Genomic DNA, 21,360 nt, shown 5'->3' on the forward strand with positions numbered 1-21,360 from the left:
TAACAATAAGAGTAAAAGCAATGAAACCTGCGAAGACCCTCGCCGTGCTGGCCAGCAGCGCGGTGTGCCTGAGTGCGCCCCTTCCCCTGCTTGCCGAAGAAGGCGGTTTTATCAAGGACGCCACCGCCACCCTCCAGGCCCGCAACTATTTCTTCAGCCGCGACTATTCGGATATCCGCGGCACCGAGCAGTCCATGGCCCAGGAATGGGCCCAGGGTTTTATCCTCAACTTCAAGTCCGGCTACACCCCCGGCACCCTAGGCCTAGGCCTGGATGCCATCGGCACCCTGGGGCTCAAGCTCGACAGCGGCAAGGGCCGGGTCAACAGCGGCCTGCTGCCGGTGCAGGAGGATGGCGAAGCCGCCGACGACTACAGCCGCCTCGGCCTGGCCCTGAAGCTGCGCCTGGCGAAAAGCGAGCTGCGCCTCGGCGAGCTGCAACCCAACCTGCCGCTGCTGAGCTTCAGCGATATCCGCCTGCTACCGCCGTCCTACCAGGGCGCGAGCCTCGTCTCCAACGACATCGATGGCCTGACCCTGCAAGGCGGCCGCCTGCGCTCCACCAGCCTGCGCAACGAGTCCGGCGACGGCAAACTGCAAGCCATGCTCGGCCATGTACCGAAACGCGCCGTCAGCAGCGACGCCTTCAACTACGCCGGCGCCGACTACGCCTTCAACGACAAGCGCACCAGCGTCAGCGCCTGGTACGGCCAACTGGAGGATATCTACCACCAGCGCTTCCTCGGCCTGAAACACAGCCAGCCGCTGGGCGACTGGATACTCGGCGCCAACCTCGGCTACTACGACAGTGAAGAGGACGGCAAACAGCTGCTCGGCGCCATCGACAACCAAGCCTTCTTCTCACTGCTATCGGCCAAACGCGGCGGCCACACCTTTTATGTCGGCTACCAGGGCATGTTCGGCGACAGCGCCTTTCCCCGGGTCTTCGCCAACATCACCCCGCTGGGCAACGAAGTGCCGACCTACGAGTTCGCCTACACCGACGAACGCTCCTGGCAACTGCGCTACGACTACGACTTCGCCGCCCGCGGCCTGCCCGGCCTGACCAGCACCGTGCGCTACATCCGCGGCGACAACGTCGATACCGGCAAGGGTTATGAAGGCAAGGACTGGGAGCGCGACCTGGATATCGGTTACGTGATCCAGTCCGGGCCGCTGGGCGGGCTGGGGATCAAGGTGCGCAATGTGCTGGCGCGCTCGAATTACCGGACCGATATCAATGAGAACCGGTTGTTGCTGAGTTATAGCTGGAAGTTGTTTTAAGGCTGGGTGGCGAGCGCGATATGGGATATCGCGCTCGGCCAGCTCTTTACCCATCATTGTGTAATGTACGGGTCCTGCGTCTTGATAAAATCGTCGAACGCCTTGGAGTTATAGATATCGAGACAGGCATAAAACACGACTTTCTTATCCGTATATTTGCTACTGGCTTGGGTTTTCTCATACATGGAAAATACAAAGTCCGTCGTTGCATCATAAGGATTATGCAGAGTCTCCAGGGTATCTTCATTCTGAAGAATGGTGTGCATACCACTTCCCATGAAGGAATAGGCGCCAATAGCCGACTCAATATCGCTCTTCACATCGGACTCATTTTTGAACTGATTAACGATGCAATAGCCAAGGCCGTAATTCTTCAACGATTGCCGGGCCGCTGTAATATCGCCCCCAGCATAGGCAACACTCCCCATGTTGCCGGCAATCAACAGCCATACCGCTAAAATCCGTTTCATCCTTTCAGTTCCTAATAGTTGCTCTTCCAGTGATGCCGAGAATCATGTGCAATCCAAAGTAGTAGCTACCTCATGAATTATTAATTCCAGTTAAAAGTCGATCAGAATAATTCAAAGACCATCGGAGACATCGCCTTAACTGGTATCTGCTACCAGCAAACTCTTGGTATAACGCTGTACCCAAGCGGCGATGGAACCTGAGCCGGGTCCGATACGCCTTAACAGCTAGCAAAAACCTGGAATATTACTTCAAAAATAAGGACGCTCCCCATGATCGACTTCAACAACAAAGGCTTCTTCAAGCTCAAGCAAAACGACGAATACGCCGAGCGGGTCAGCGACCTGTTGCTGGAAGGCGAGCAGGTGATCGACGCCTATAAGGCCATGCGCGACGGCGTGGTGTTTACCAACAAGCGCATTATCGCGGTCAACGTTCAGGGCATCACCGGCAGCAAAAAGGATTTCACCTCCCTGCCCTACAAAAACATCGTCGCCTACTCGGTGGAAACCTCCGGGACCTTTGACCTGGACTCCGAGCTGGAGATCTACTTTTCATCGCTGGGCAAGGTGAAGTTCGAGTTCACTGGCAAGACTTCGATGGTGGAAATCTCCAAGTACATCTCCAGGCACCTGCTGGGCTAAGGCGCTCCGTTATCAATCGGCGCTCAAGCCCCACAACACCTCCAGCACATGCTGGGTCGAGCGCTCCACCTCTCCGTCCCGATGGGCAATGCCCAACTGACGCCACAGCGGCGGCTGCAACGGACGCATGGCAATCCGTGTGTCGGGCAGCGGCGTGGCGGCTTCGTGGGGCAGCAAGGTGGCGCCATAACCGGCGGCCACCAGACTCTTGATCGCGTCGTTGTAGTTGAGCTGGATGCGCGCCGTGGGTTGCTGGCCGCCCAGTGCGAACCACTCCGAAGTCAGGCGCGACAGCCGGGTGCTGTGGTCGTTGAGGATCAGCGGTTGGGCGGCCAGCCATTGCGGCGTCACCGGATCGGGGCATTGCCAGCGGGCCGGCAGGAAAGCCATGACCGGGTCCTTGCGCCAAGGCTCGATACGCAAACCCTTGACCGGGGTTTGCGGCAGGGCCACCAGGCCAATATCCAGCGAACCTTCGGCGAGCTTCTTCAAGCTCTCCTGGGAGGTCAGCACCGCCACCTGCAGATCGATGCCCGGATGGCGCTGGCCAAGGGTTTCCAGGGCCTGGGGCAGCAACTGGGCAATGGCCCCGGTGGACGCCCCCAGGCGCACCCGCCCGGCCAGGCCCAGCACCTGGCGCTGCACATCTTCCAGCGCCTGCTCGGCATCGGCCAACAAGCGCCGCGCCCGTTCCACCAGGGTTTCGCCAATGGCCGACGGCTGCACCCGACCGCGGGTGCGCGACAACAGCGAGCCGCCCACCCGCGCCTCCAGGTCGGCGATATGCAGGCTGACCGTAGGCGGTGCCAGGTTCAGCGCGCGGGCCGCTTCGGCAAAGGAACCCAGGTCGACAATCGCCACCAGGGTGCGCAACCGGTCGAGGCTGATCTCACGCATGGCCTGCTCCAGATTCAGAAAAACTGAAGCTTAGCGTTATTAAATTCAACTTTCTCTATTTCAGCTTCAGTCGGAAGATTTGCCCAACTCTTCCTTCTTGCGAGCACACAGCATGAGCACCCCCCTCGTATTTATCGACGGCGACCAGGGCACCACCGGGTTGCAGATCCACCAGCGCCTGCAGGGTCGCAGCGATCTGCACCTGCTGACCCTCGCCGCCGACCAGCGCAAAGACCCGCAACGCCGCGCCGAAGCCATCAACGCCTGCGACATCGCCCTGCTCTGCCTGCCCGACGACGCCGCCCGCGACGCCGTCGCCAGCATCCGCAACCCGGCGGTGCGGGTGATCGACGCCAGCTCGGCGCACCGCACCCACCCCCACTGGACCTACGGCTTCGCGCAAATGCACCCGCAACAGGCACAGCGCATCGCCACCTCCAAACGGGTGAGCAACCCCGGCTGCTACCCCACCGGCGCCATCGGCCTGCTGCGCCCCTTGCTGCAAGCCCGGCTGCTGCCAAAGGACTACCCGATCAGCATCAACGCGATCTCCGGCTACTCCGGCGGCGGCCGCGCCGCGGTCGAAGCCCACGAAGGGCCGAATGCTTCCCAAGCCGCCCCTTTCCAGATCTACGGCCTGGGCCTGGCCCACAAGCATGTGCCGGAAATCCAGCAACACAGTGGCCTGAGCGAACGGCCGCTGTTCGTCCCGGCCTACGGTGCCTTTCGCCAGGGCATTGTGCTGACCATTCCTCTACAGCTGCGCCTGCTCGCCCCGGGGGTGGATGCCGCACGTATCCAGGCCTGCCTGGAGCAGCACTACGCGGGGAGCGGTTGTGTGCAGGTGATATCGCTTCGGCAGGCACAAGAACTCACCGGCCTTGATCCGCGGGCGCTGAACGATACCGACGCTATGCGCTTGATGGTGTTCGAGGGTGAGGGGCAGGTGCTGCTGGCGGCGGTGTTCGACAACCTGGGCAAAGGCGCGGCGGGGGCGGCAGTGGAGAATCTGGATTTGATGCTGGCCGCGCTGGGCTGAAGGGACTGCCTGCGCGTTGCAACGGGCCAGATACGGCCTGGCTTGGTGGCACCCCTTTGGCAACTGAGAGAAAGCCCCACCCGACCGGGCAGGGCTTTCAACATGCTGACGATCCTCCTGAGGCCCCGCCGAAAGGGCTATCGAACCCAGCGTGGCGCTGGCCTCCCGGCGCGACGCTCAAGCCTTCGCCTTGGTCATTTGTCGTCCCTCTTCGTCGCCGACGGCGAAGGGTATTCGCGGCTCTCTTCGGCGTTGGGCGCTTCAGGCAGGCTTCCCGGGGTGAACATATGGGTCTGCAAGTCGCTGGCATCGATGCCGGCGACGCCGTGTACCCCCGGGTCAGGCTGACAGCCTGCTCACACTGTTTATGCGTGTTGAGCCGGCCACTCAAGGTAACCATGCCGGCATGGGTCTTGACATGGATAGGCAAACCACGGGTCGATTCGGCAAAGGTCAGGGCCGACCTCACCTTGGTGGTGACCCATGCATCGTGAACGGCCATTTCCAGGCCATGGGAGTAATGCTGGAAGGAATGAAGTTTCATGGCGGGTCCCTCTCGTGTCATCAGTTGGGCGTCCCGTCCCCTTGGTTGGACTGCCCTCTGCCGGGCGGGTGAGCTTGCTGGGTAACCGATGGGCGCAGCGCTACTCGCCGGGCAGATGGGGTGCTTGTTAATTATAGTTCGGCGGCTGGCGGGGCTTGGTGCGCGGGGGTTCTGGTCGTCCGATGGCCCTTTCGTGAATGGCGGTTTTCGGCGAACTTGCCATTCGCTGGGAGCCGGTGACGCAGCAAGCATCGTTTCAATTGCAATGAAGCATTTCTCGTTACTGCTCCAGCAACAAACTGCGCCAGATGATCGTCGGCTTTTCTGCAGGCACGACTTTCGGTGGCAACGGCTCCTGTATGGGTATGTTGGGCGGCGGCTCTGGTTCAGGCGCGGGAGCCTGATACTGGGTGGCGTCTACGTTATCTACCGACATGTTTTGCAGTGCGCTATTTGATTGTGACGGTGACTTTGCCTTTTGACCTGCCCTGCTCGACGTACCGCAACGCCTCTGCAATCGATTCAAAAGGGAAGGAACGATCGATGACCGGCTTGATGACGCCAGCCTCGATAAGCGAGGTGATTTTCTGCAGTTGCACCCCGTCGGCGCGCATAAACAAAAAGGTATAGTTCACCCCGTGCTTGCGGGCTTTTCTGCGAATACCGCTGCTCAGCAGGCGCATGACTTGCCCCAGCACCCAGGACAAACCTTGCTCTTGGGCAAATTGCGCGGTCGGCGGCCCCGAAAGGGAAATGAGCTGTCCGCCAGCCTTGAGAACCTTGAGCGAGCTCTCCAGTACATCGGCGCCGAGGCTGTTCAACACCACGTCGAAATCACGTAACTCGTTTGCAAAATCCTGCTGTTTGTAATCGATGACCACATCCGCCCCGAGTGCTTTCACCCATTCGACATTCACCGTGCTGGTGGTGGTCGCAACGAAGGCGCCGAGGTGTTTGGCGAGCTGGATGGCAAGCGTGCCGACACCGCCGGATCCGGCATGAATCAACACCTTCTGGCCTTTTTTCACCTGGGCGATCTCAACCAGCGCCTGCCAGGCCGTCAAGGCGGCCAAGGGAATGGAAGCCGCTTCGGCCATATCGAGATTCGAGGGTTTCAGCGCGAGCGCGCTTTCGTTCACGGCGATCAGTTCGGCAAAGGTGCCGATCCGGGCCTCGGGAGGACGGGCATAGACTTCGTCTCCTGGCTTGAATCGCTTCACCGCCGATCCCGTGCGAACGACAACTCCGGCCAGGTCGTTGCCCAATACCAATGGAAAGGTATAGGGCAGGATCAGCTTGAACTCCCCTGTTCTGATCTTTGAGTCCAACGGGTTCACGCTCGTTGCATGCACCTGGATCAGAACGTCATGCACACCGACCGCAGGGTCGGGCACTTCGCCAAGCATTCCGTCCTGCTTGCCGTAGCGGTCGATAAAAAATGCCTTCATGTTGCAGATACTCTTGTCGGTGAAGTGAGAATGGGCGCGGCCACGGCAACCTTGAGGCGATTAGACGTGCAGGCTGTCAGGCGTCGAGGAACGCCACGGCCTTGGCCACGAAATCGGTGTGGTGCTGGAAAATGCTGCCGTGCCCGGCGTCCTGATAAATGATCAGTTGCGCGTTGGGGATTCGCTGCGCCAGCTCGATCGAGTTCACGGTGGGCACCATGATGTCGTTGTCACCGTTGGCGATCAGGGTCGGCATCCGCAGGCGACCGAGATCTTGCGCGGCCTGCCTGCCCCACGCGGTAATGGCTTTGAACTGCCGTAGAAACGCGCGGGGTGTCGGGCCCTTGTCCCGATCTTCCTGGCGCTCTTTCAAACGTTGCAGATACTCGGACGCGGCGCGTTGGCCATTGGCCGTGGTGGTAAAGAACAGGTAGAACTTGGGGTCTCGCAGCGTCAGCAAACCTTTGATCATCAAGGGCCAGGTCACCGAACCGAGGCTGTCGATGCCTGTGCCACCGGCCGGTCCGCTTCCGGTGAGGATCAATCTGCGCACTCGTTCGGGAGCTTTCAGGGCGACGTCTTGAGCGACGAAGCCGCCGAGTGAAAATCCGAGCAGGTCAACCTGGTCAAAACCCAGCGCATGAATCAGGCCGATTGCATCGTCAGCCATCTCACCGACGGTCAATGGCGCGGCGCCACCCGAGCCACCGATACCGCGGTAATCGGTCGTGATGACACGCCGGTTTTTTGCCAGACCGTCGACGATGCGAGGGTCAAAGTTATCCAGCACGGCCCCCCAATGGTTAAACATGACCAGCGGGACCTCCGTCTTGGGTCCCAGGTCACGATAGGCGAAAGGTATCCCGCCAATCAGAACCGACTGGTTCACCGCGTTGATAAATGACGGCTGCGAACCCGAGTGATTGCGGGTAGCCATGGGGGTCATGTTTATTCCCTCCGATTGCGGGGCGAGGCCGACCTGCTGGACAGGGTTCAGACCTGAGTCAAATAGCGTTGCGCCACGGCGGATTGCCTGATCTGCGACAAAAGCCCCTGGCGCGCGGCTTGCAAGGCATCCCAGCACTCGCCTTCTTGCAACGGAGGAATGGTCACCGGTTCGCGACGGTCAAAACCAACCAGTGCGGCATCGACCAGGTCACCCACTTCCATGATTTCGCTCAAGGTGTTGATGTCGATACCGGCGCGATCCCAAATCTCCGTGCGGGTGGCGGCGGGCAGTACGGCTTGCACATAAACACCCTGCGGCGAAAGTTCCAGGCTCAGGCCTTGGGAAAGGAATAGCACAAACGCCTTGGTCGCCCCGTAGACCGACATGCCGAACTCCGGCGCCAGCCCCACCACCGAACCGATGTTGATGATCGCGCCTTCACCTGCCTTGGCCAGGCGTGGCGCGATGGCGCTGGCGAGCCGCACCAGCGCGGTGGTGTTGAGGGCCACCAGTTGTGCAACGCTGTCGGTGCTTTGCTCGATGAAGTGGCCGGACTGTGCGGCGCCGGCATTGTTGACGAGGATGCCGATGCGCGCGTCATCCCGCAGGCGTGCTTCGACGATGTGCAGGTCGCTGAGTTGAGTCAGGTCGGCTGGAAGCACTTCAATGGCGACGTTGTGTTCGCCACGCAACGTTGCGGCGAGCGTCTCCAGGCGCGAGTGGTCGCGGGCGACCAACACCAGAGCATGCCCGCGTTGGGCGAAACGCTCGGCGTAAACCGCGCCGATGCCGGTGGAAGCGCCAGTGATGAGAACGGTGGGGAGAGTAGTCATGATGTCAGCTCTTTTTCGGGAACATGAATTGGGATTGATGCACGAATAAAACCAGGCTCGATCGGCCAGTGCCTAGTTCGCGGCAGCGCTTGATTCGGCAAGCGTCGGGTAGTCGATGTATCCCGCCGCACCGCCGCCGTAGAGCGTGGTGGGGTCGAAGGCGGACAGTGGCGCACCGGTCTTGAGCCGCTCCACCAGATCAGGGTTGCCGATAAATGGACGGCCAAAGGCGATCAGGTCAGCCTTGTCATGTGTAAGGCGTGCCGTGGCCAGGTCCAGGTCATAGCCGTTGTTGGCGATGTAAGTGTTCTTGAAGCGCCGGCGCAAGGCATCGAAATCAAAGGGCGCCACATCGCGTGGCCCACCGGTCGCGCCTTCGACGACGTGCAGATAAACGATGTCTAGAGCATTGAGTTGCTCGACGATGTAATCGAACTGAGCCTGTGGATCACTGCTCGATATGCCATTGGCCGGCGAGACAGGCGAAAGGCGGATGCCCGTGCGACCGGCGCCAATCTCGGCGACCACGGCGGCCGTCACTTCCAGCAGCAGGCGCGCACGGTTGGCGATGGAGCCGCCGTACGCATCCGTCCGCAGGTTGGAGCCGTCCTTGATGAACTGGTCCAGCAAATAGCCGTTTGCACCATGGATTTCCACGCCGTCAAAGCCTGCCGCAATGGCGTTTGCCGCCGCCTGGCGGAAATCGTCGACGATGCCCGGCAGTTCGTCAGTCTCCAGCGCTCGCGGCTCGGAAACGTCCTCGAAGCGATTGTTGACGAACACCTTGGTTGCAGGACGAAGCACGGAAGGGGCTACCGGCGCCGCGCCGTGCTGTTGCAGATCCACGTGGGATACGCGGCCCACATGCCACAACTGCAGGAAAACTCTCCCGCCCTTGGCGTGCACGGCATCGGTCACCTTGCGCCATCCCTCTATCTGCGGCTGCGTGTAAATGCCCGGGGTGTCCTGATAGCCCTGCCCCTGCTGCGAGATCTGCGAGGCTTCGGAAATCAGCAAGCCCGCGCTGGCCCTCTGGCTGTAATAGGCAGCCGCGAACTCGCTCGGCACAAAGCCTTTGCCTGCGCGATTGCGCGTCAGTGGCGCGAGAACCACGCGGTTCGCCAGCGTCAGGGCGCCAAGCGTGTAAGGGGTAAACAGATTCAGGTCGCTCATGGGTGTTTGTTCCGTGTCCGTTGGGAAATGGTCAGGTCGCTTTCAATTAGGATGATGATCGAAATCTAAACTGTCAACGGTTTTGATTATGGTCAACATCTATGTATCATCAGCCGATGATTTTCCAGCGGTAGCGAGGTATTTCCCATGCGAGTGTCCAAGGCTCAGGCCCAGCTAAACCGGGAGCACATCGTCGAAACGGCCTCAATCATGTTTCGCGAGCGCGGTTTTGACGGTGTCGGCGTGGCCGACTTGATGGCCGCCGCCGGTTTCACCCATGGCGGTTTCTACAAACATTTCGGTTCGAAGGCGGACCTGATGGCCGAAGCCTCGGCTAACAGCCTTGCGCAGCCACTTGCCAGCGCCGAAGAATTGAGCGTGAAGGATTTCATCGATGTGTATGTGTCCAGGGATCATCGCGACGGGCGCGCCACGGGTTGCACCATGGCGGCGTTGTGCGGTGACGCGGCGCGTCAGTCGGACGATTTGAAGTCGGCATTCGCTGAAGGCATCGAGCGCACATTGCAAACGCTCGGCGAAAAATACCCGACCGGGCCGGATGCGGCGCCGGGTGAAGCGCGGGTGAAAATGATCGACCTGCTGGCCCGCGCGGTCGGGGCGATCATCTTGTCGCGTGCCTGTCCTGACGACTCGGCGCTGGCCGATGAGATTCTGGCGGTGTGTCACGCGCAAATGACCGAATCATTATCTAGCCAATCGCAGACTCAGTCGTAGAGCAGATAGATGGATGTTGCACAAAGCGTGCTGACTGGAATGACCAAAGCGGAGAGTACTGGGTCGCCAACCAGGCCCGGCTCGACGCCATGTTTGCGGTGTTCGGCCAGGCCGCGATAGAAACCGCCGCGCCCGCGACGGGTGAGCGCGTGCTGGACGTCCTGACAGCGGCCGGCTTTACCGATATCGCTATCGTGCCCTTCGATGTTTCCATCCCGTTCGGCGAGGGCAGGACGCGACGATCGACGACGCGGTGAAGCGTGGCGTTCGGTTGCTTGAAACGCTCGATGACTGCCGCACGGTTGCCCGCGCGAAGTGTGATCGTTTAGTAACGCTCAACCAATGCGGGTGCCAGGCCCAGTAATCTTCTCTGGGGGCGTTGCCTGCATCGATGCGGTAAGCAGCAGGAAGGAAAGCCTGGATACGCTTCCAGGCAGCTTGTTCTGTATAGCTCATCGGAACCTCTACGATCGCGTTGGCGCTATGCACTCAATCCGAGAAATGGGTGCGTACTTCAACACCAGGACGGCTGGCAATCATCTCGTGCCCCATCAGGATTGAGGGTGTGAAATACCCCGCCTGGCTGGTCGCGTTCAGGCAATGTTGAGTCAGGGTCAATGCCGTATCTACGGTGAGTGCATAGACATTGGGTGCCGAGATGGTCGCTGACACGCGCTTGCCCGAAGCGCTGACGGCCTCGCCCCAGAACTCGCTGCGCTGGTTCTCCCGGGCCTCGGCGTCCGGCCCGCCACCGAACAGGCGCACGGCCAGGCGGTCGAGCCACTTTTGCGCCCATGCGGTGGCCATCAGGCCGCGGAACGGACTGCTGATACGCATCAGCAGTCCCAGCGCCAGCGGCAAGGCGGTGTACACCATCCCGTTCGGTACGCCAGTAGAAATACCGGAGGTGTAGACATCTCCCCAGGGAATGGTCACCGACCAACGGGCGCCTCCGGGAAAGCGAATGCGGCGCAAGCAGTGACCGTTGCCTACCGCTTGCAAGGCATGATCGCGGCGGATCAGCCCGCCTTCCTTGGCGCTCTCGACTATGGTTCGCGCCGTACCTACGCTGGGGCGCGTGCCGAAGGAGAAGGCCAGGTCGATGGTCTGCGCATCGGGCAACTGGTGCTTGAGCATGGCAGCCAGACAATCCGTCGGCACGATATCGAACCCAGCTCCCGGGCACAGGATGATGCCTGCTTTTTCCGCCTCGGCGTCCTTCGCATAACACATCTGGAACACCGGGATTTCGCCGCTGATGTCGATGTAGTGCGCGCGCGCATTCAGGCAGGCCTCGACCCAGGCCTGCGCCGTCGACGAAAACGGCCCGGCGCAATTCAGGACTGCGGACATACCCGCTACGTTGGCCTGCGCCAGGGCGACATCAAAGGCGCGGTATTCCAGCCCCAGCTCCTTGGCCAGCGGCAATAGCTTCCAGGCCGAGCGCCCGGCGAGAACAGGCCGCATACCGCGACGCACCGCTTCACGAGCCATCAACTCGCCAGTGTAGCCATAGGCGCCGTAGATCATCCATTGCTGTGTTGAACTCATTTGCTACTCCTGAAGATACGATGGAAAGGGCCAGCTGTGCAGGGCTTCCGCGCTCATACTTCCCGCGACCATTCGAGGCCGGAGTCATCCACGGGACGCCGGTACATGACTTGATCGAGCTCGAAATGGTTCAGGACCCGCCAGGGGCCACTGCGCCCCTGCCGAGGCAAGAATGCACCGCCGCGCTGCACGTAGCCCGCCTGCAGAGAGCCGAACACGCTTTCGGCCTGGATCTCTCCCGTGGGGGCTCGCGGCGTGACGATGGACAGCTTGCGCCTGCTCATTTCATTCAGAACACGGCAGGCGAACTCGGCCGCCATGTCGATCTTCAGCGTCCAGGCGATGTTGGTGTAGCCAAACAGATAGGCGAAGTTCGGGATGTCCTGCACCAGCACCCCTTTGTAGGTCATGCGTTGGTTGACCGCCTGCTCTATGCCATCGATGGACAGCTTCATCCCACCCAGTGCCTGCAGGCGCAAGCCGGTCGCGGTGACGACGATGTCGGCTTCCAGTTCGCGCCCCGACTTCAGCAGTATTCCTGACTCGGTGAAGCATTCGATATGATCGGTCACTACCGAGGCTTTGCCTTCGCGTAACACCCTGAACAGGTCGCCATTGGGCACGGCGCACAGCCGCTCATCCCAGGGCATGTAGCGTGGCGTGAAGTGCTCCATGTCGAAGTCCGGACCCAGTTGCTTGCGCACCAAGGCCAACAACAGCCAGCGAGTTAGCCTTGGGAAGCGGCGGGAGAACTTGTAGCCAGTTCGTTGCAGCAGGATGTTGCGCTTGCGAGACAGTTGGTAAACCCAACTATCGGGCAGATAGCGCCGCAAGACTGTGGCCAGCTTGTCGACCTCCGGCATCGAATACACGTAGCTGGGCGAACGTTGCAGCATGGTGATGTGCGCGGTGTCATTGGCCATCGCGGGGAGCAGGGTAACCGCCGTAGCGCCACTACCGATCACCACGACACGCTTGCCTCGGTAGTCCAGGCTCTCAGGCCAGTGTTGCGGGTGAATGCACTGGCCCTTGTAGGATTCGATACCCGGGAAATTGGGCAGATAGCCCTGGTCATGGTCGTAGTAGCCGGTGGCCGAAACAAGGAAATTGCAGGTCAGGATACGCGCCTCACCACTGTCTTCCTGCAAGGCTTCAACTACCCAGCAACCTTTGGCAGTGGACCAGTCGGCAGAGAGAATGCGCATGCCGAACTGGATGTGCTTGTCCACGCCTGCCGCTTTGGCCGTCTCATTCACGTAGTCCCGGATCGACGGGCCATCAGGCAGAACTCGGCGACCCGTCCAGGGCCGGAAGCGGAAGCCTAAACTCATCATGTCCGAGTCAGAGCGGATGCCGGGATAACGGAATAGATCCCAGGTACCTCCGATGGCGTTGCGCCGTTCGAGGATGGAAAAGCATTTGCCGGGGCACTCACGGATCAGCTGGCAGGCCATGCTGATACCAGAAATGCCGGCGCCGATTATCAGAACATCGAAATGCTGAGCGTTTGCCATCGAACTCTCCCGGAAGTACTGCTTGTCCGGGAGGACTATCTACTCTAAATCAACACGCTTCTTGACGTTACGGGACATTGTTTTTACCTTACAGGCCATGACGACCATGGTTCGCGCGAGTGGGATTTCAGGCTATATCGCGGTGATGCGAGAGCTCGGCATTGATCCCGCGCCTCTGCTGCTGCAGCACCATATCAATCCCGCAGTCCTGCAGGACGACGACGCGCTGCTGTCCCTCAGGGCCGTGACACACCTGCTGGAAGCCAGCAATGAAGCATCTGGCTGCCCGGATCTGGGGCTGCGAATTGCCCAGGAGCAGCATATTGGCACCCTTGGGCCCTTGGGGGTTGTGATCCAGAATGCCGAGACGGTCTATGACGCACTGCAACTCACCTCCCGCTACCTCTTCACCCACAGTCCAGGGTTGGCAGTGACCAGTAATCCTGTCAGCCCACTGGTCGAGGGTGCTTTCGAGCTTGCCGTGGAAATCCAGCTGTCAGGTCGCCCCAGCCAGCGCCAGAACATCGATCTGTGTCTGGGAACCAGTCACCGCATTGCCCAGTTCGTCATGGGGTCGCAGTACAGGCTCAAGCTCGTCACCCTGCCGCACGCGCCGAGTGCCCCGCTGAGCAGCTATCGTCGGTTCTTCAATGCGCCGGTCATCGCCGAGCAAGAGAGGGCTGCGCTGCATCTGGATGCGGCGGTACTGCACGGCAAGATCCAGGGAAGCAACCCGGCACTGCGGCAGATCACCGAAGACTATTTGTCCCGCCACTTTCGCATGCCCGGGGACATCGTCAGCGTCCGTGTCCGCCAAGCCCTCAAGCGGATGCTTGGCACTACTTACACCAGCAAGTCCGATATCGCAGCGATGCTGGCGCTTCATCCACGCACCCTACACCGCCGACTGCAAGCCGAGGGCACGCACTTCGAGGCCATCAAGGAGAGTGTCCGGCAGGAGCTGGCGCTGCAGTACCTGCGAGAAACCAGGGTGCCCTTGAGCCAGATTGCCGACATTCTCGGGTATCCAGAACAGTCGGCGTTTACCCGCTCCTGCAAACGCTGGTTCGGACAAACACCGTCGTCATTTCGTCGGGAGCCTACTTGTTGATGGGTAGGGTTCAGAACGACCGCTTCTGGCCGTTCTCTGCTGGTCATGGTTAAAGCGCGTGTTGATCACACTCGAAGAAATCACTGGCCAGGGAGAATGCGAGTGGCCAGGTCGAATGCAAACGGGTGGGCAAGTCCGTGTAATTACCCACCCTCTACCTGACTAACTCCCGGCGTCGCCTTTGGGCCCACTGGCGATCAGGCTGGCGCCACAGGCGGTTTTCATTCCATGGAGCGCCACGGGAACACCGCCGACATCCAGCAAGGCGCTGCCCTCGGCAATAGGGAACACACCTTTGCATAGAGGGCAGGTGACCTTGTGCCCGACCCCGGCCATGGGTTTGCCATTCAGGTCGGTCTGGTTGAACGCTTCGATCACGGTTCCACCGTGACTGGTGGAATCGCCGAGTCGGATGATGTCCATATCTGCTCCTTTTCCGTTGTACTCACAAAAACTCCTCCCTCCTGGGCCTTGCGCCCTCCGAAGGACAAATATTCAGGAACCTGCTGTATTACCGTCACGCGAAGACACCGGGCGCAGGCGGACGGAGCTGATGATGGTGTCCCAGAACGCCAGCGCTTCTTTGTCTGATTTGAATGGCGGCGCTGGCAGCCTGCCGTTGCTGTCGGGGCTACGTTGAAGCACGCCGAGCGCGGCGGAGATATTGGGTTCGGTGATCGAGCCATCCTTGCCCTGGGCTTCCCAGGCGAAGGTATAGATGCGCTGCCCCTTGTCAGTACTGACCAACAGGTATTCGTCGGCCGGAACCGGTCCACCACGCGCCCTTTTGCGCAGGGTCTCGATCCCCAGCACCATCCTGGCGGCACCTGCGAGGAAACCACTCACCCGATCCAGCAGACGGTTCTCTTCTGCTCCGGTGCTGGAGGTGAATTCGAAGTGGGCGCCGGGATGATCCGGGAAAGTCACGCCGATATCGAAACGTTCGCTCTGGAAACTGTTGCCTGCGATATAGGCACGATCAATGCAAAATCCGGGCTCGGAAGGAACTTCATTAGGCTCACGGGAGCGAAGACTACGGGCTAGAAGGGTAGAAAGCTCTATGGCGCGAGGCTCTCTATCTGCCGACACATTTCCTTTCCATCTATAAGCACGCCATGTTGGGTGAGAAACAACGTAGGTATCTAGAAGATATACCTTAGAAGCGACTTCCGAAGACCAAGATAACAATCCAGATGCACCTGCACCAAAATCCAACCGGCGAAGAAACATACTGCCCTTCGAGTCATGTTGTTGGCTTTTTAATTCCTGCTCACTCTGATTGATTTTGGTGGCCAAGGCCGCAGGCGTTTCGTCGAGAGCCTCAATATTGTCACCCCACAGGTAGTAACCCGCTCTGACTTCCGCTTGGGGCGGCAAATCGATCAGGTATCTGCCAAAGCAATGGGTGATCCATCCGCTCTTGTCCATGACTGGGTCCCGAGAAGAAGAAAATAATGTGCAACTGGTTATCCCGGTCAGGGCAACGATGCCAAGAACAGTGAGGAACTGATGGGCACGCATCATGAATCTTCTAACTGCTGGAGGACTTCGACAATCGATGGCAAATCTCGGTGAAACCGGCCGTTATCCCTGCGGTCCTTATCATCTCGAATGATGTTCACGTCTAGTCCTTTTCCGCTGTACCACCCGACACTTCTGCCTCGGCAGGCTTTATGCCCGCCGAAGGAAAAGTGTCGGCTGTGAAGAGTGATGATCCAGAGAGAGAAGTACCCTCTGCCCCAACGCGTACTGATGCCTACAAAGCTCCTACAACTCATCCATCCAGTTGTTGTTCGGCTTCAGGTCGGCCAGGAATCTCTCGATGGCGTAATCGTCATCCACGGCCTTCGTATTCCCCGTTGGGGCAGTTGGAGCGGGGCTGCCTGCGTTACTGCCACGCGGCGCAGAAGACACCGGGCGCAAGCGGATAGAGCCAATAATGGTGTCCCACAATTCCAGTGCTTCTTTGTCTGACTTGAATGGGGGTGCAGGCAGTTTGCCGCTGCTGTCAGGGCTACGCTCGAGTACGCCAAGGGCAGCTGAGATATTTGGCTCGGTGATAGAGCCGTCTTTGCCTTGAGCTTCCCAGGCGAACGTATAGATGCGCTGCCCCTTGTCGGTGCCAGCCAACAGGTATTCGTCAGCGGGAACCGGACCGCCCCGCTCCCTTTTACGCAGGGTCTCGATACCCGTAACAGCCCTGGCGGCACCAGCCAGGAAACCACCCACCCGATCCAACAGGCGATTCTCTTCGGCGCCAGTGCTGGAAGTGAATTCGAAATGAGCGCCTGGATGATTCGGGAAGGTCACGCCAATATCGAAACGTTCGCTCTGGAAGTGATTGCCTGCGATATAGCCACGATCAATGCAAAACCCCGGCTCGCTGGGAATTTCACTGGGTTCGCGAGAGCGAAGATCGCGTACCAGGTTCTTCGCGACCTCAATGCCACGAGGCTCGCGATCTGGCTCCATCTCAATCCTCCAGTAATAAGGCTGCCACACAGGTTCTGAAACAGCATAAGCGTACAGGTAATACGACTCGATGCTGGCATCGGAAGCCCAAGACAGTATCCCGGTTGAGCCTTTGCCCAGATCATACCGGCGCACAAACATGCTTCCCTTCGTATCATGCTGCTGCCGTTTAAGCTCCTGCTCGTGCTGATCGATCCTGGACGTGAATGCAGCGAGATCGTCCTTTAGTGGCTCAATAACCTGCCCACGCAAGTAATACCCCGCTCTGATTTCCGCTTGGGGCGGCAAATCGATTAGAAATCTGCCATAGCAATGGGTGATCCATCCGGTCTTGTCCATGGAAGGGTTCCGAGAAGAGGAGAATGATGTGCAATTGGTGATACTGGTCAAGGCGACCATGCCAAGAACAGCGAAGAACTGACGCCGGCGCATCATGAACCTCCTGCCCAGTCAGCATGCTGGGCAATTTTGATAACGCCATAGAGAGTGGCCCATTGGGCACGTTTGTCGTTGTAGCTGTTTTGATGATCGTAGCCTTTGTCGGTGTTGTACTGCCCGACGCCCTTGCCGCCCTGGCGGAAGCTGGCCTTGATGCCGGCTTTGCCAGGGGCCAGTCCGGAGTCGGTGGGAACGGTCCCGTCCCCACCGCTGCCGGATGATTCCTGCGTCACGGCAAACCGCAACGGACCTTCGACCACAGCAGGCAGGCCACGGCGGAACCAGCCGTTGTAACTGCCATTCTCATCATCCTTGACGGTAGAACCGGATGACTCCAGGGAAGTTGAATCGCCTTGCCAGATCATGTCCCGCCAACTGTGCCTGTCAGGGGAGTCGTCGGCGCCATAATGAGCGTAGGTTTCGGGGTAATACCCAGCCGCCGCAAGTTCACGATGAAACTTGGCTACAGAGTCAATCAGCCTTTTGAAAACTACTCGTGGTCCCATCACGTCGGCATTACTGAGGCCATCCGACATATTGAGGTACTTAGTATTCTGCTCCGGCACCAACCCATACCAGGCTGAACTCTTATAGATCTCCTCATAAGGATCACCCTGCTGAGGATAAGCACGGGGCGTTCCATCGATGTCCTTCAGGACCTGCCCCTGTGCGTCGCACAGGAACAGCCAAGGGCGCCCTTCCCGGTACTCCGCGGAGGGGGTCAGTTCCAACGCGCCGGGCGAGTTGGCCACTACCGCCGTGACTTCACCGGCGTTGGCGCCGAGGACGACCTGGGCCACCCCTTCGTAGCCACAGCGCACATGGTGATAGATGGCCGATGAGCCAAGGGCAGGCAGCACGCCATGGACCACACCCAGCACCCGCTTGTAGCCATGCAGTTGAGTCAGCGATCGGGCCACCAGGCCACCCATCGAGTGAGTGACCACAATGACCTTGGTCCGCGCCAGTTGCTCAGGGTCGACCCCGCCCTTCTCGCGATAGAAAGGCAATACCGTGTTCTCGATATAGTCGCGCACGTCCTGGCCGGATTGACGGTTGGATTGCAGCCAGTTGTAGCCTGCGCACCAGACATCGAACTGATACTTGCCCGCCGCGCTCAGTTCGTCGCTGCTAAGGGGAGCGGCACTGCCCAGCTCTTCGCCATAGTCGGCAGGCGAGCGCAGGCTTTCAGCTTTCCACCATCCCTGAAGCTCGCGTTGTTTGACGATATGGTCCAGCCGGTTTTCCAGCAGCGCCATGATCGGGTTGTAGGAGGTGCGCATGACCTTGCCCCAACCGCGCATCCGCACGGCCTCCTCGCTCAGCCCCGATTCGCCGGGGTCGACCGTTCCACGATCATCGACCTCGACATCATCGGCCTTGAGCAACTCCTGTCGTCTTTTCGGCCCCCGGAAACCCCAGACAAACAATGCTCCCAGGGCCCCCGCGATATCGCCAAAGCTGAACGACGCATTGGGCGGACTCCAGACACTGTTCAAGGTCTTCTTGTTGCGCAGGTTGGTCCCCATGATGCCGGGAATGAAAATCACTGGAATGGTGACCTGCTGCTTCACCAGTAACACCTTGTCGCGCTGATCCTCAGTGCGGGTGAGCTGACTGGTGTAGACGGGACGGCCCAGGTTGTCGCGCGCACGCGGCACTATCACTTCCTGGGTATTCGCTTCGCTGCTCATGTGGTGGACTCCCTGTCACCCTTGATACTGGCTCCCTTGGCCAAAACACGTATTTGAACCCGATCCATTGCCAGGTCCTGTTGCCTCGGCAAACGACCTTGAGCGTCGGTAGTGAGCTTAAGCGGGGCTCCGTCACCACGCAGCAGTTCCACCGCCGTATTGGCCAGGGGCTCCAAGGTGTTTTCGTCACGCAGGACAAAGGCGTCATCAAATGGCGTGGAGTCCCAGGTGTTGAAGGTGGTCGAGGCGTGTGCCGGTCCGACGTGACTGTGCTTGGCCGCCTTGACAATGAAGTTGCCCGGCATCCCCAGCTCGATGTTGCCGCCCTTGAGGGTGAGGTAGGCACCACCACACATCAGGGTGATGTGCTCCTTCGCGGCAATCAGCACGTGCTGATTGCTTGCACTGACTTCTACGCTCTGGTCCGCCTCCAGGCGGATGGTGTTCTTCTGGGCCTGCAGCAACATTGGCCCCTGGTGAGCGATATGACGCATCTCCCCGCCCTGGGCGAACAGCCCGAGGTCGGTGCCGGCGTTGACCACGAACTTCTGGCCTGACGTCAGTTGCTGGTTCTGCTGGGCCACGCTGTCGATATGCTCCCCAGCCGCCAGCGTGACGCTGTTGGGAGAGGCGGCAGCGATACCCGCCTGGCCGCTCAGGGCGATGGCCGGTGTGCCACCGTTGGTTTTGCCCGACTCATCGTTGGCGCCATGCCCCAGATCGCGAACCGCTTCACTGAGGGCTTTCTGAGGATCGGTGTCGTGGTCGATGCCCTGGTGATCGGCGGCATAGTCTCCCAAGCCCTTGGCCAGTTGCAGCGCCGCCTCCAGCACTTGAACGACGGTGCCACGATCAAGGTGGCCACCGCCGGCATTCAACTGTTCTTCGGTGCTGAGCAACAGCCCCTTGGCCGCGCGCAACGCACCATGCTCGTCGGTGCGCAGCTCGAAACCCTCACCCCGTGGCGCGCCACCGTCGGGACGGGGGTGAGTCAGGTACCCCAGGTGCAGCGCGGTGCTGCCGTGATCGCTCATCAGCGCGGCGCTGATTTGCTTGGTGGTGTCATCGATGCGCAGTTCGTTGGCACGGCTGCCTTTGTATTCCTTGCTCTTGATGGTGCTGAGGATCTTGTGATTGGGCAGTGGGTACGGCGGCATGTTGCTCGCACGGTAGGTGCGGCCGGTGATGATCGGCTGGTCGCAGTCGCCATCGAGATAATCGACTATGACTTCCTGGCCGATACGCGGGATCGCCATATGGCCCCAGTCAGCACCGGCCCAGTTCTGCGAGACCCGGACCCAGCAGGAACTGAATTCGTTGCTCCGGCCCTCCCGGTCCCAGGGGAACTGGACCTTGACCCGGCCAAACTCGTCGGTGTGGATCTCCTCGCCTTCCGGGCCCACCACGCTGGCGATCTGCGGCCCGTCGATACGGGGCTTGGGCAAGGGCGCCGGGCGCCATTCCATTTCTTCGGGAATGATCTCGGCGGTGAAGTCGTAGCTCACGCCCATTTCGGCGTCGGCGGACTCCTCCTGCTGGCTGGCGTGCTGCACGCCTCGGTGGGTAATGCGAACCGAACGCCACCAGCGGTTGAAGTCTTGCCGGGGGTGGCCCGTCAACTGGAAGGAAAGACCCGGGATCAAACGCGGATCGTCACCTTCGACCAGGGCGCCCTGGGCGTCCCGACGGTGGCCACGCAGGCGGTTTTCAGTGAAGGGTTTGCCGGCCGCGCTGGCCTTGTAGCGCCCTGGATAATCGTAGCGTTCATAGTGCCGGGCCTGGTGTTGCAGCTCTTCGCCGACAAGACGCTGTTGCTGGTCGAAAGCCGGACGCTTGAAGGTGTAGTCACGCTGGGTCTGTTCGGCCGTGCGGACGTTTTCCGTGTAGCTGAACGCATACAGCACCGGTCGCGTGGCATCTGCGGCCGGCTGTGCGCTGTACAGCACCGGATCACCCTGGATGCGTTCCTGAACGTAGAGTTTGTCGCTCTGGATCAGCGTGTGGGAGGTCGCGTCGGATTTGAAGTAGTAGAACAAGCCTTCTTCGGTGGACAGCCTGTCGAACCAATAAAGGTCGGTGTCCCCGGCCTGGACGCAATATTCGCGAGGCAGGTGCTCGGTATGAGTGCTCTGCTGATAATCCAGGATGCCGTGCTCGGCCAATACCGACTTGAGTATTTCGGGCACGTTTTTCTGCTGGAAGATCCGCCAGTCGGAACTCAGGGCCAGTCGGGCCAGCTGTGGCTCGACCACGACACGGTAACGTGTGCGGCGGAACCCGGTTTTGCCCTGGGTGAAGCGGGAGACCATGCCATGCACATGACGGACAGCCGTGGTGCCTTGCCAGATGGTCAGCAATGCCGGCTGATCGAGGACCTGGGCAAAATCGAGGGTGGGGTTGTCGCTGGCCAGTTCGAGCGTCAGCCGATAAGGCTCGCAAATGGCTTCTTCCAGGGTGAACTCTACGACCTCGAACTCCATCCGCCCGGACAGCACGGAGAAGGTGAATCTCAAATCCCTTTGACGCATATGACTCATCCTTGGTCAACGTATTGAGGCGCCCGGTGT

19 protein-coding genes and 1 pseudogene are annotated in these 21,360 nt (G+C 60.0%); 6 read left to right on the plus strand and 14 right to left on the minus strand.

The window, feature by feature from the left end:
• Positions 1 to 20: 20 nt before the first annotated feature.
• Entirely contained in the window at positions 21 to 1,283 is a 1,263-nt protein-coding gene (locus C4K27_RS20765; RefSeq protein ID WP_053261963.1) for an OprD family porin, read from the plus strand.
• Between the two features lie 53 nt (positions 1,284 to 1,336).
• On the opposite strand, the gene C4K27_RS20770 is transcribed toward C4K27_RS20765, so the two are convergent.
• Positions 1,337 to 1,753 carry a T6SS amidase immunity protein Tai4 family protein gene (locus C4K27_RS20770; protein ID WP_053261964.1) on the minus strand — a complete coding sequence of 139 codons (417 nt, stop codon included), beginning with the start codon at positions 1,751 to 1,753 and terminating at the stop codon, positions 1,337 to 1,339.
• Between the two features lie 270 nt (positions 1,754 to 2,023).
• Between C4K27_RS20770 and C4K27_RS20775 the strand changes: the two genes are divergently transcribed.
• The gene (locus C4K27_RS20775; protein WP_053261965.1) at positions 2,024 to 2,395 is read left to right on the plus strand and encodes a PH domain-containing protein; all 372 of its coding nucleotides are present in this window, start codon (positions 2,024 to 2,026) and stop codon (positions 2,393 to 2,395) included.
• A gap of 12 nt (positions 2,396 to 2,407) precedes the next feature.
• On the opposite strand, the gene C4K27_RS20780 is transcribed toward C4K27_RS20775, so the two are convergent.
• A complete protein-coding gene (locus C4K27_RS20780) occupies positions 2,408 to 3,292 on the minus strand; it encodes a LysR family transcriptional regulator (RefSeq protein WP_009044742.1) in 885 nt (294 codons plus the stop codon).
• Between the two features lie 112 nt (positions 3,293 to 3,404).
• On the opposite strand from C4K27_RS20780, the gene argC reads away from it, so the two are divergent.
• The gene (gene argC, locus C4K27_RS20785; RefSeq protein WP_053261966.1) at positions 3,405 to 4,331 is read left to right on the plus strand and encodes an N-acetyl-gamma-glutamyl-phosphate reductase; all 927 of its coding nucleotides are present in this window, start codon (positions 3,405 to 3,407) and stop codon (positions 4,329 to 4,331) included.
• Positions 4,332 to 4,525: 194 nt separating this feature from the next.
• Here argC and C4K27_RS20790 read toward each other — a convergent pair.
• From C4K27_RS20790 to C4K27_RS20810, 5 genes and pseudogenes are all read right to left on the minus strand, one after another.
• Positions 4,526 to 4,875 (minus strand): annotated as a pseudogene (locus C4K27_RS20790) (BON domain-containing protein).
• A 449-nt stretch (positions 4,876 to 5,324) separates the two neighbouring features.
• Complete coding sequence (locus tag C4K27_RS20795; protein ID WP_053261968.1) at positions 5,325 to 6,323, minus strand: NADP-dependent oxidoreductase; 999 nt, start codon at positions 6,321 to 6,323, stop codon at positions 5,325 to 5,327.
• 76 nt (positions 6,324 to 6,399) lie between these two features.
• On the minus strand, positions 6,400 to 7,269 hold the full coding sequence (locus tag C4K27_RS20800; protein ID WP_053261969.1) for an alpha/beta fold hydrolase: 870 nt from the start codon (positions 7,267 to 7,269) through the stop codon (positions 6,400 to 6,402).
• Between the two features lie 47 nt (positions 7,270 to 7,316).
• On the minus strand, positions 7,317 to 8,105 hold the full coding sequence (locus C4K27_RS20805) for an SDR family NAD(P)-dependent oxidoreductase (RefSeq protein WP_053261970.1): 789 nt from the start codon (positions 8,103 to 8,105) through the stop codon (positions 7,317 to 7,319).
• 72 nt (positions 8,106 to 8,177) lie between these two features.
• Positions 8,178 to 9,278, minus strand: coding sequence for an alkene reductase (locus C4K27_RS20810; protein WP_053261971.1), 1,101 nt, complete (start codon positions 9,276 to 9,278; stop codon positions 8,178 to 8,180).
• 147 nt (positions 9,279 to 9,425) lie between these two features.
• On the opposite strand from C4K27_RS20810, the gene C4K27_RS20815 reads away from it, so the two are divergent.
• Together C4K27_RS20815 and C4K27_RS31520 are read left to right on the plus strand one after the other, a co-directional pair.
• Positions 9,426 to 10,013 (plus strand): TetR/AcrR family transcriptional regulator, encoded by a 588-nt coding sequence (locus C4K27_RS20815; protein ID WP_053261972.1) that lies wholly within the window; start codon positions 9,426 to 9,428, stop codon positions 10,011 to 10,013.
• Positions 10,014 to 10,102: 89 nt separating this feature from the next.
• Positions 10,103 to 10,270 carry a hypothetical protein gene (locus C4K27_RS31520; RefSeq protein ID WP_238437613.1) on the plus strand — a complete coding sequence of 56 codons (168 nt, stop codon included), beginning with the start codon at positions 10,103 to 10,105 and terminating at the stop codon, positions 10,268 to 10,270.
• Positions 10,271 to 10,502: 232 nt separating this feature from the next.
• Here C4K27_RS31520 and C4K27_RS20825 read toward each other — a convergent pair whose 3' ends face one another.
• Positions 10,503 to 11,564 (minus strand): saccharopine dehydrogenase family protein, encoded by a 1,062-nt coding sequence (locus tag C4K27_RS20825; protein ID WP_053261973.1) that lies wholly within the window; start codon positions 11,562 to 11,564, stop codon positions 10,503 to 10,505.
• Between the two features lie 53 nt (positions 11,565 to 11,617).
• Positions 11,618 to 13,078 (minus strand): flavin-containing monooxygenase, encoded by a 1,461-nt coding sequence (locus C4K27_RS20830; RefSeq protein WP_053261974.1) that lies wholly within the window; start codon positions 13,076 to 13,078, stop codon positions 11,618 to 11,620.
• A 61-nt stretch (positions 13,079 to 13,139) separates the two neighbouring features.
• Between C4K27_RS20830 and C4K27_RS20835 the strand changes: the two genes are divergently transcribed.
• The gene (locus C4K27_RS20835) at positions 13,140 to 14,189 is read left to right on the plus strand and encodes an AraC family transcriptional regulator (protein ID WP_238437614.1); all 1,050 of its coding nucleotides are present in this window, start codon (positions 13,140 to 13,142) and stop codon (positions 14,187 to 14,189) included.
• Positions 14,190 to 14,351: 162 nt separating this feature from the next.
• Here C4K27_RS20835 and C4K27_RS20840 read toward each other — a convergent pair whose 3' ends face one another.
• From C4K27_RS20840 to C4K27_RS20860, 5 genes are all read right to left on the minus strand, one after another.
• On the minus strand, positions 14,352 to 14,612 hold the full coding sequence (locus tag C4K27_RS20840) for a PAAR domain-containing protein (RefSeq protein ID WP_053261975.1): 261 nt from the start codon (positions 14,610 to 14,612) through the stop codon (positions 14,352 to 14,354).
• 72 nt (positions 14,613 to 14,684) lie between these two features.
• The gene (locus C4K27_RS31290) at positions 14,685 to 15,710 is read right to left on the minus strand and encodes a T6SS immunity protein Tli4 family protein (protein ID WP_238437615.1); all 1,026 of its coding nucleotides are present in this window, start codon (positions 15,708 to 15,710) and stop codon (positions 14,685 to 14,687) included.
• A gap of 246 nt (positions 15,711 to 15,956) precedes the next feature.
• Entirely contained in the window at positions 15,957 to 17,096 is a 1,140-nt protein-coding gene (locus C4K27_RS20850) for a T6SS immunity protein Tli4 family protein (RefSeq protein WP_053261977.1), read from the minus strand.
• Complete coding sequence (locus C4K27_RS20855) at positions 17,093 to 18,793, minus strand: esterase/lipase family protein (protein ID WP_053261978.1); 1,701 nt, start codon at positions 18,791 to 18,793, stop codon at positions 17,093 to 17,095. The genes C4K27_RS20850 and C4K27_RS20855 overlap by 4 nt, the downstream gene beginning before the upstream one ends.
• Positions 18,790 to 21,321, minus strand: a complete 2,532-nt coding sequence (locus tag C4K27_RS20860) for a type VI secretion system Vgr family protein (protein WP_053261979.1) — start codon at positions 21,319 to 21,321, stop codon at positions 18,790 to 18,792. The genes C4K27_RS20855 and C4K27_RS20860 overlap by 4 nt, the downstream gene beginning before the upstream one ends.
• Positions 21,322 to 21,360 lie beyond the last annotated feature (39 nt).

The sequence above is a fragment of the Pseudomonas chlororaphis subsp. chlororaphis genome (genome assembly GCF_003945765.1).
Classification (GTDB): Bacteria; Pseudomonadota; Gammaproteobacteria; order Pseudomonadales; family Pseudomonadaceae; genus Aquipseudomonas; species Aquipseudomonas chlororaphis.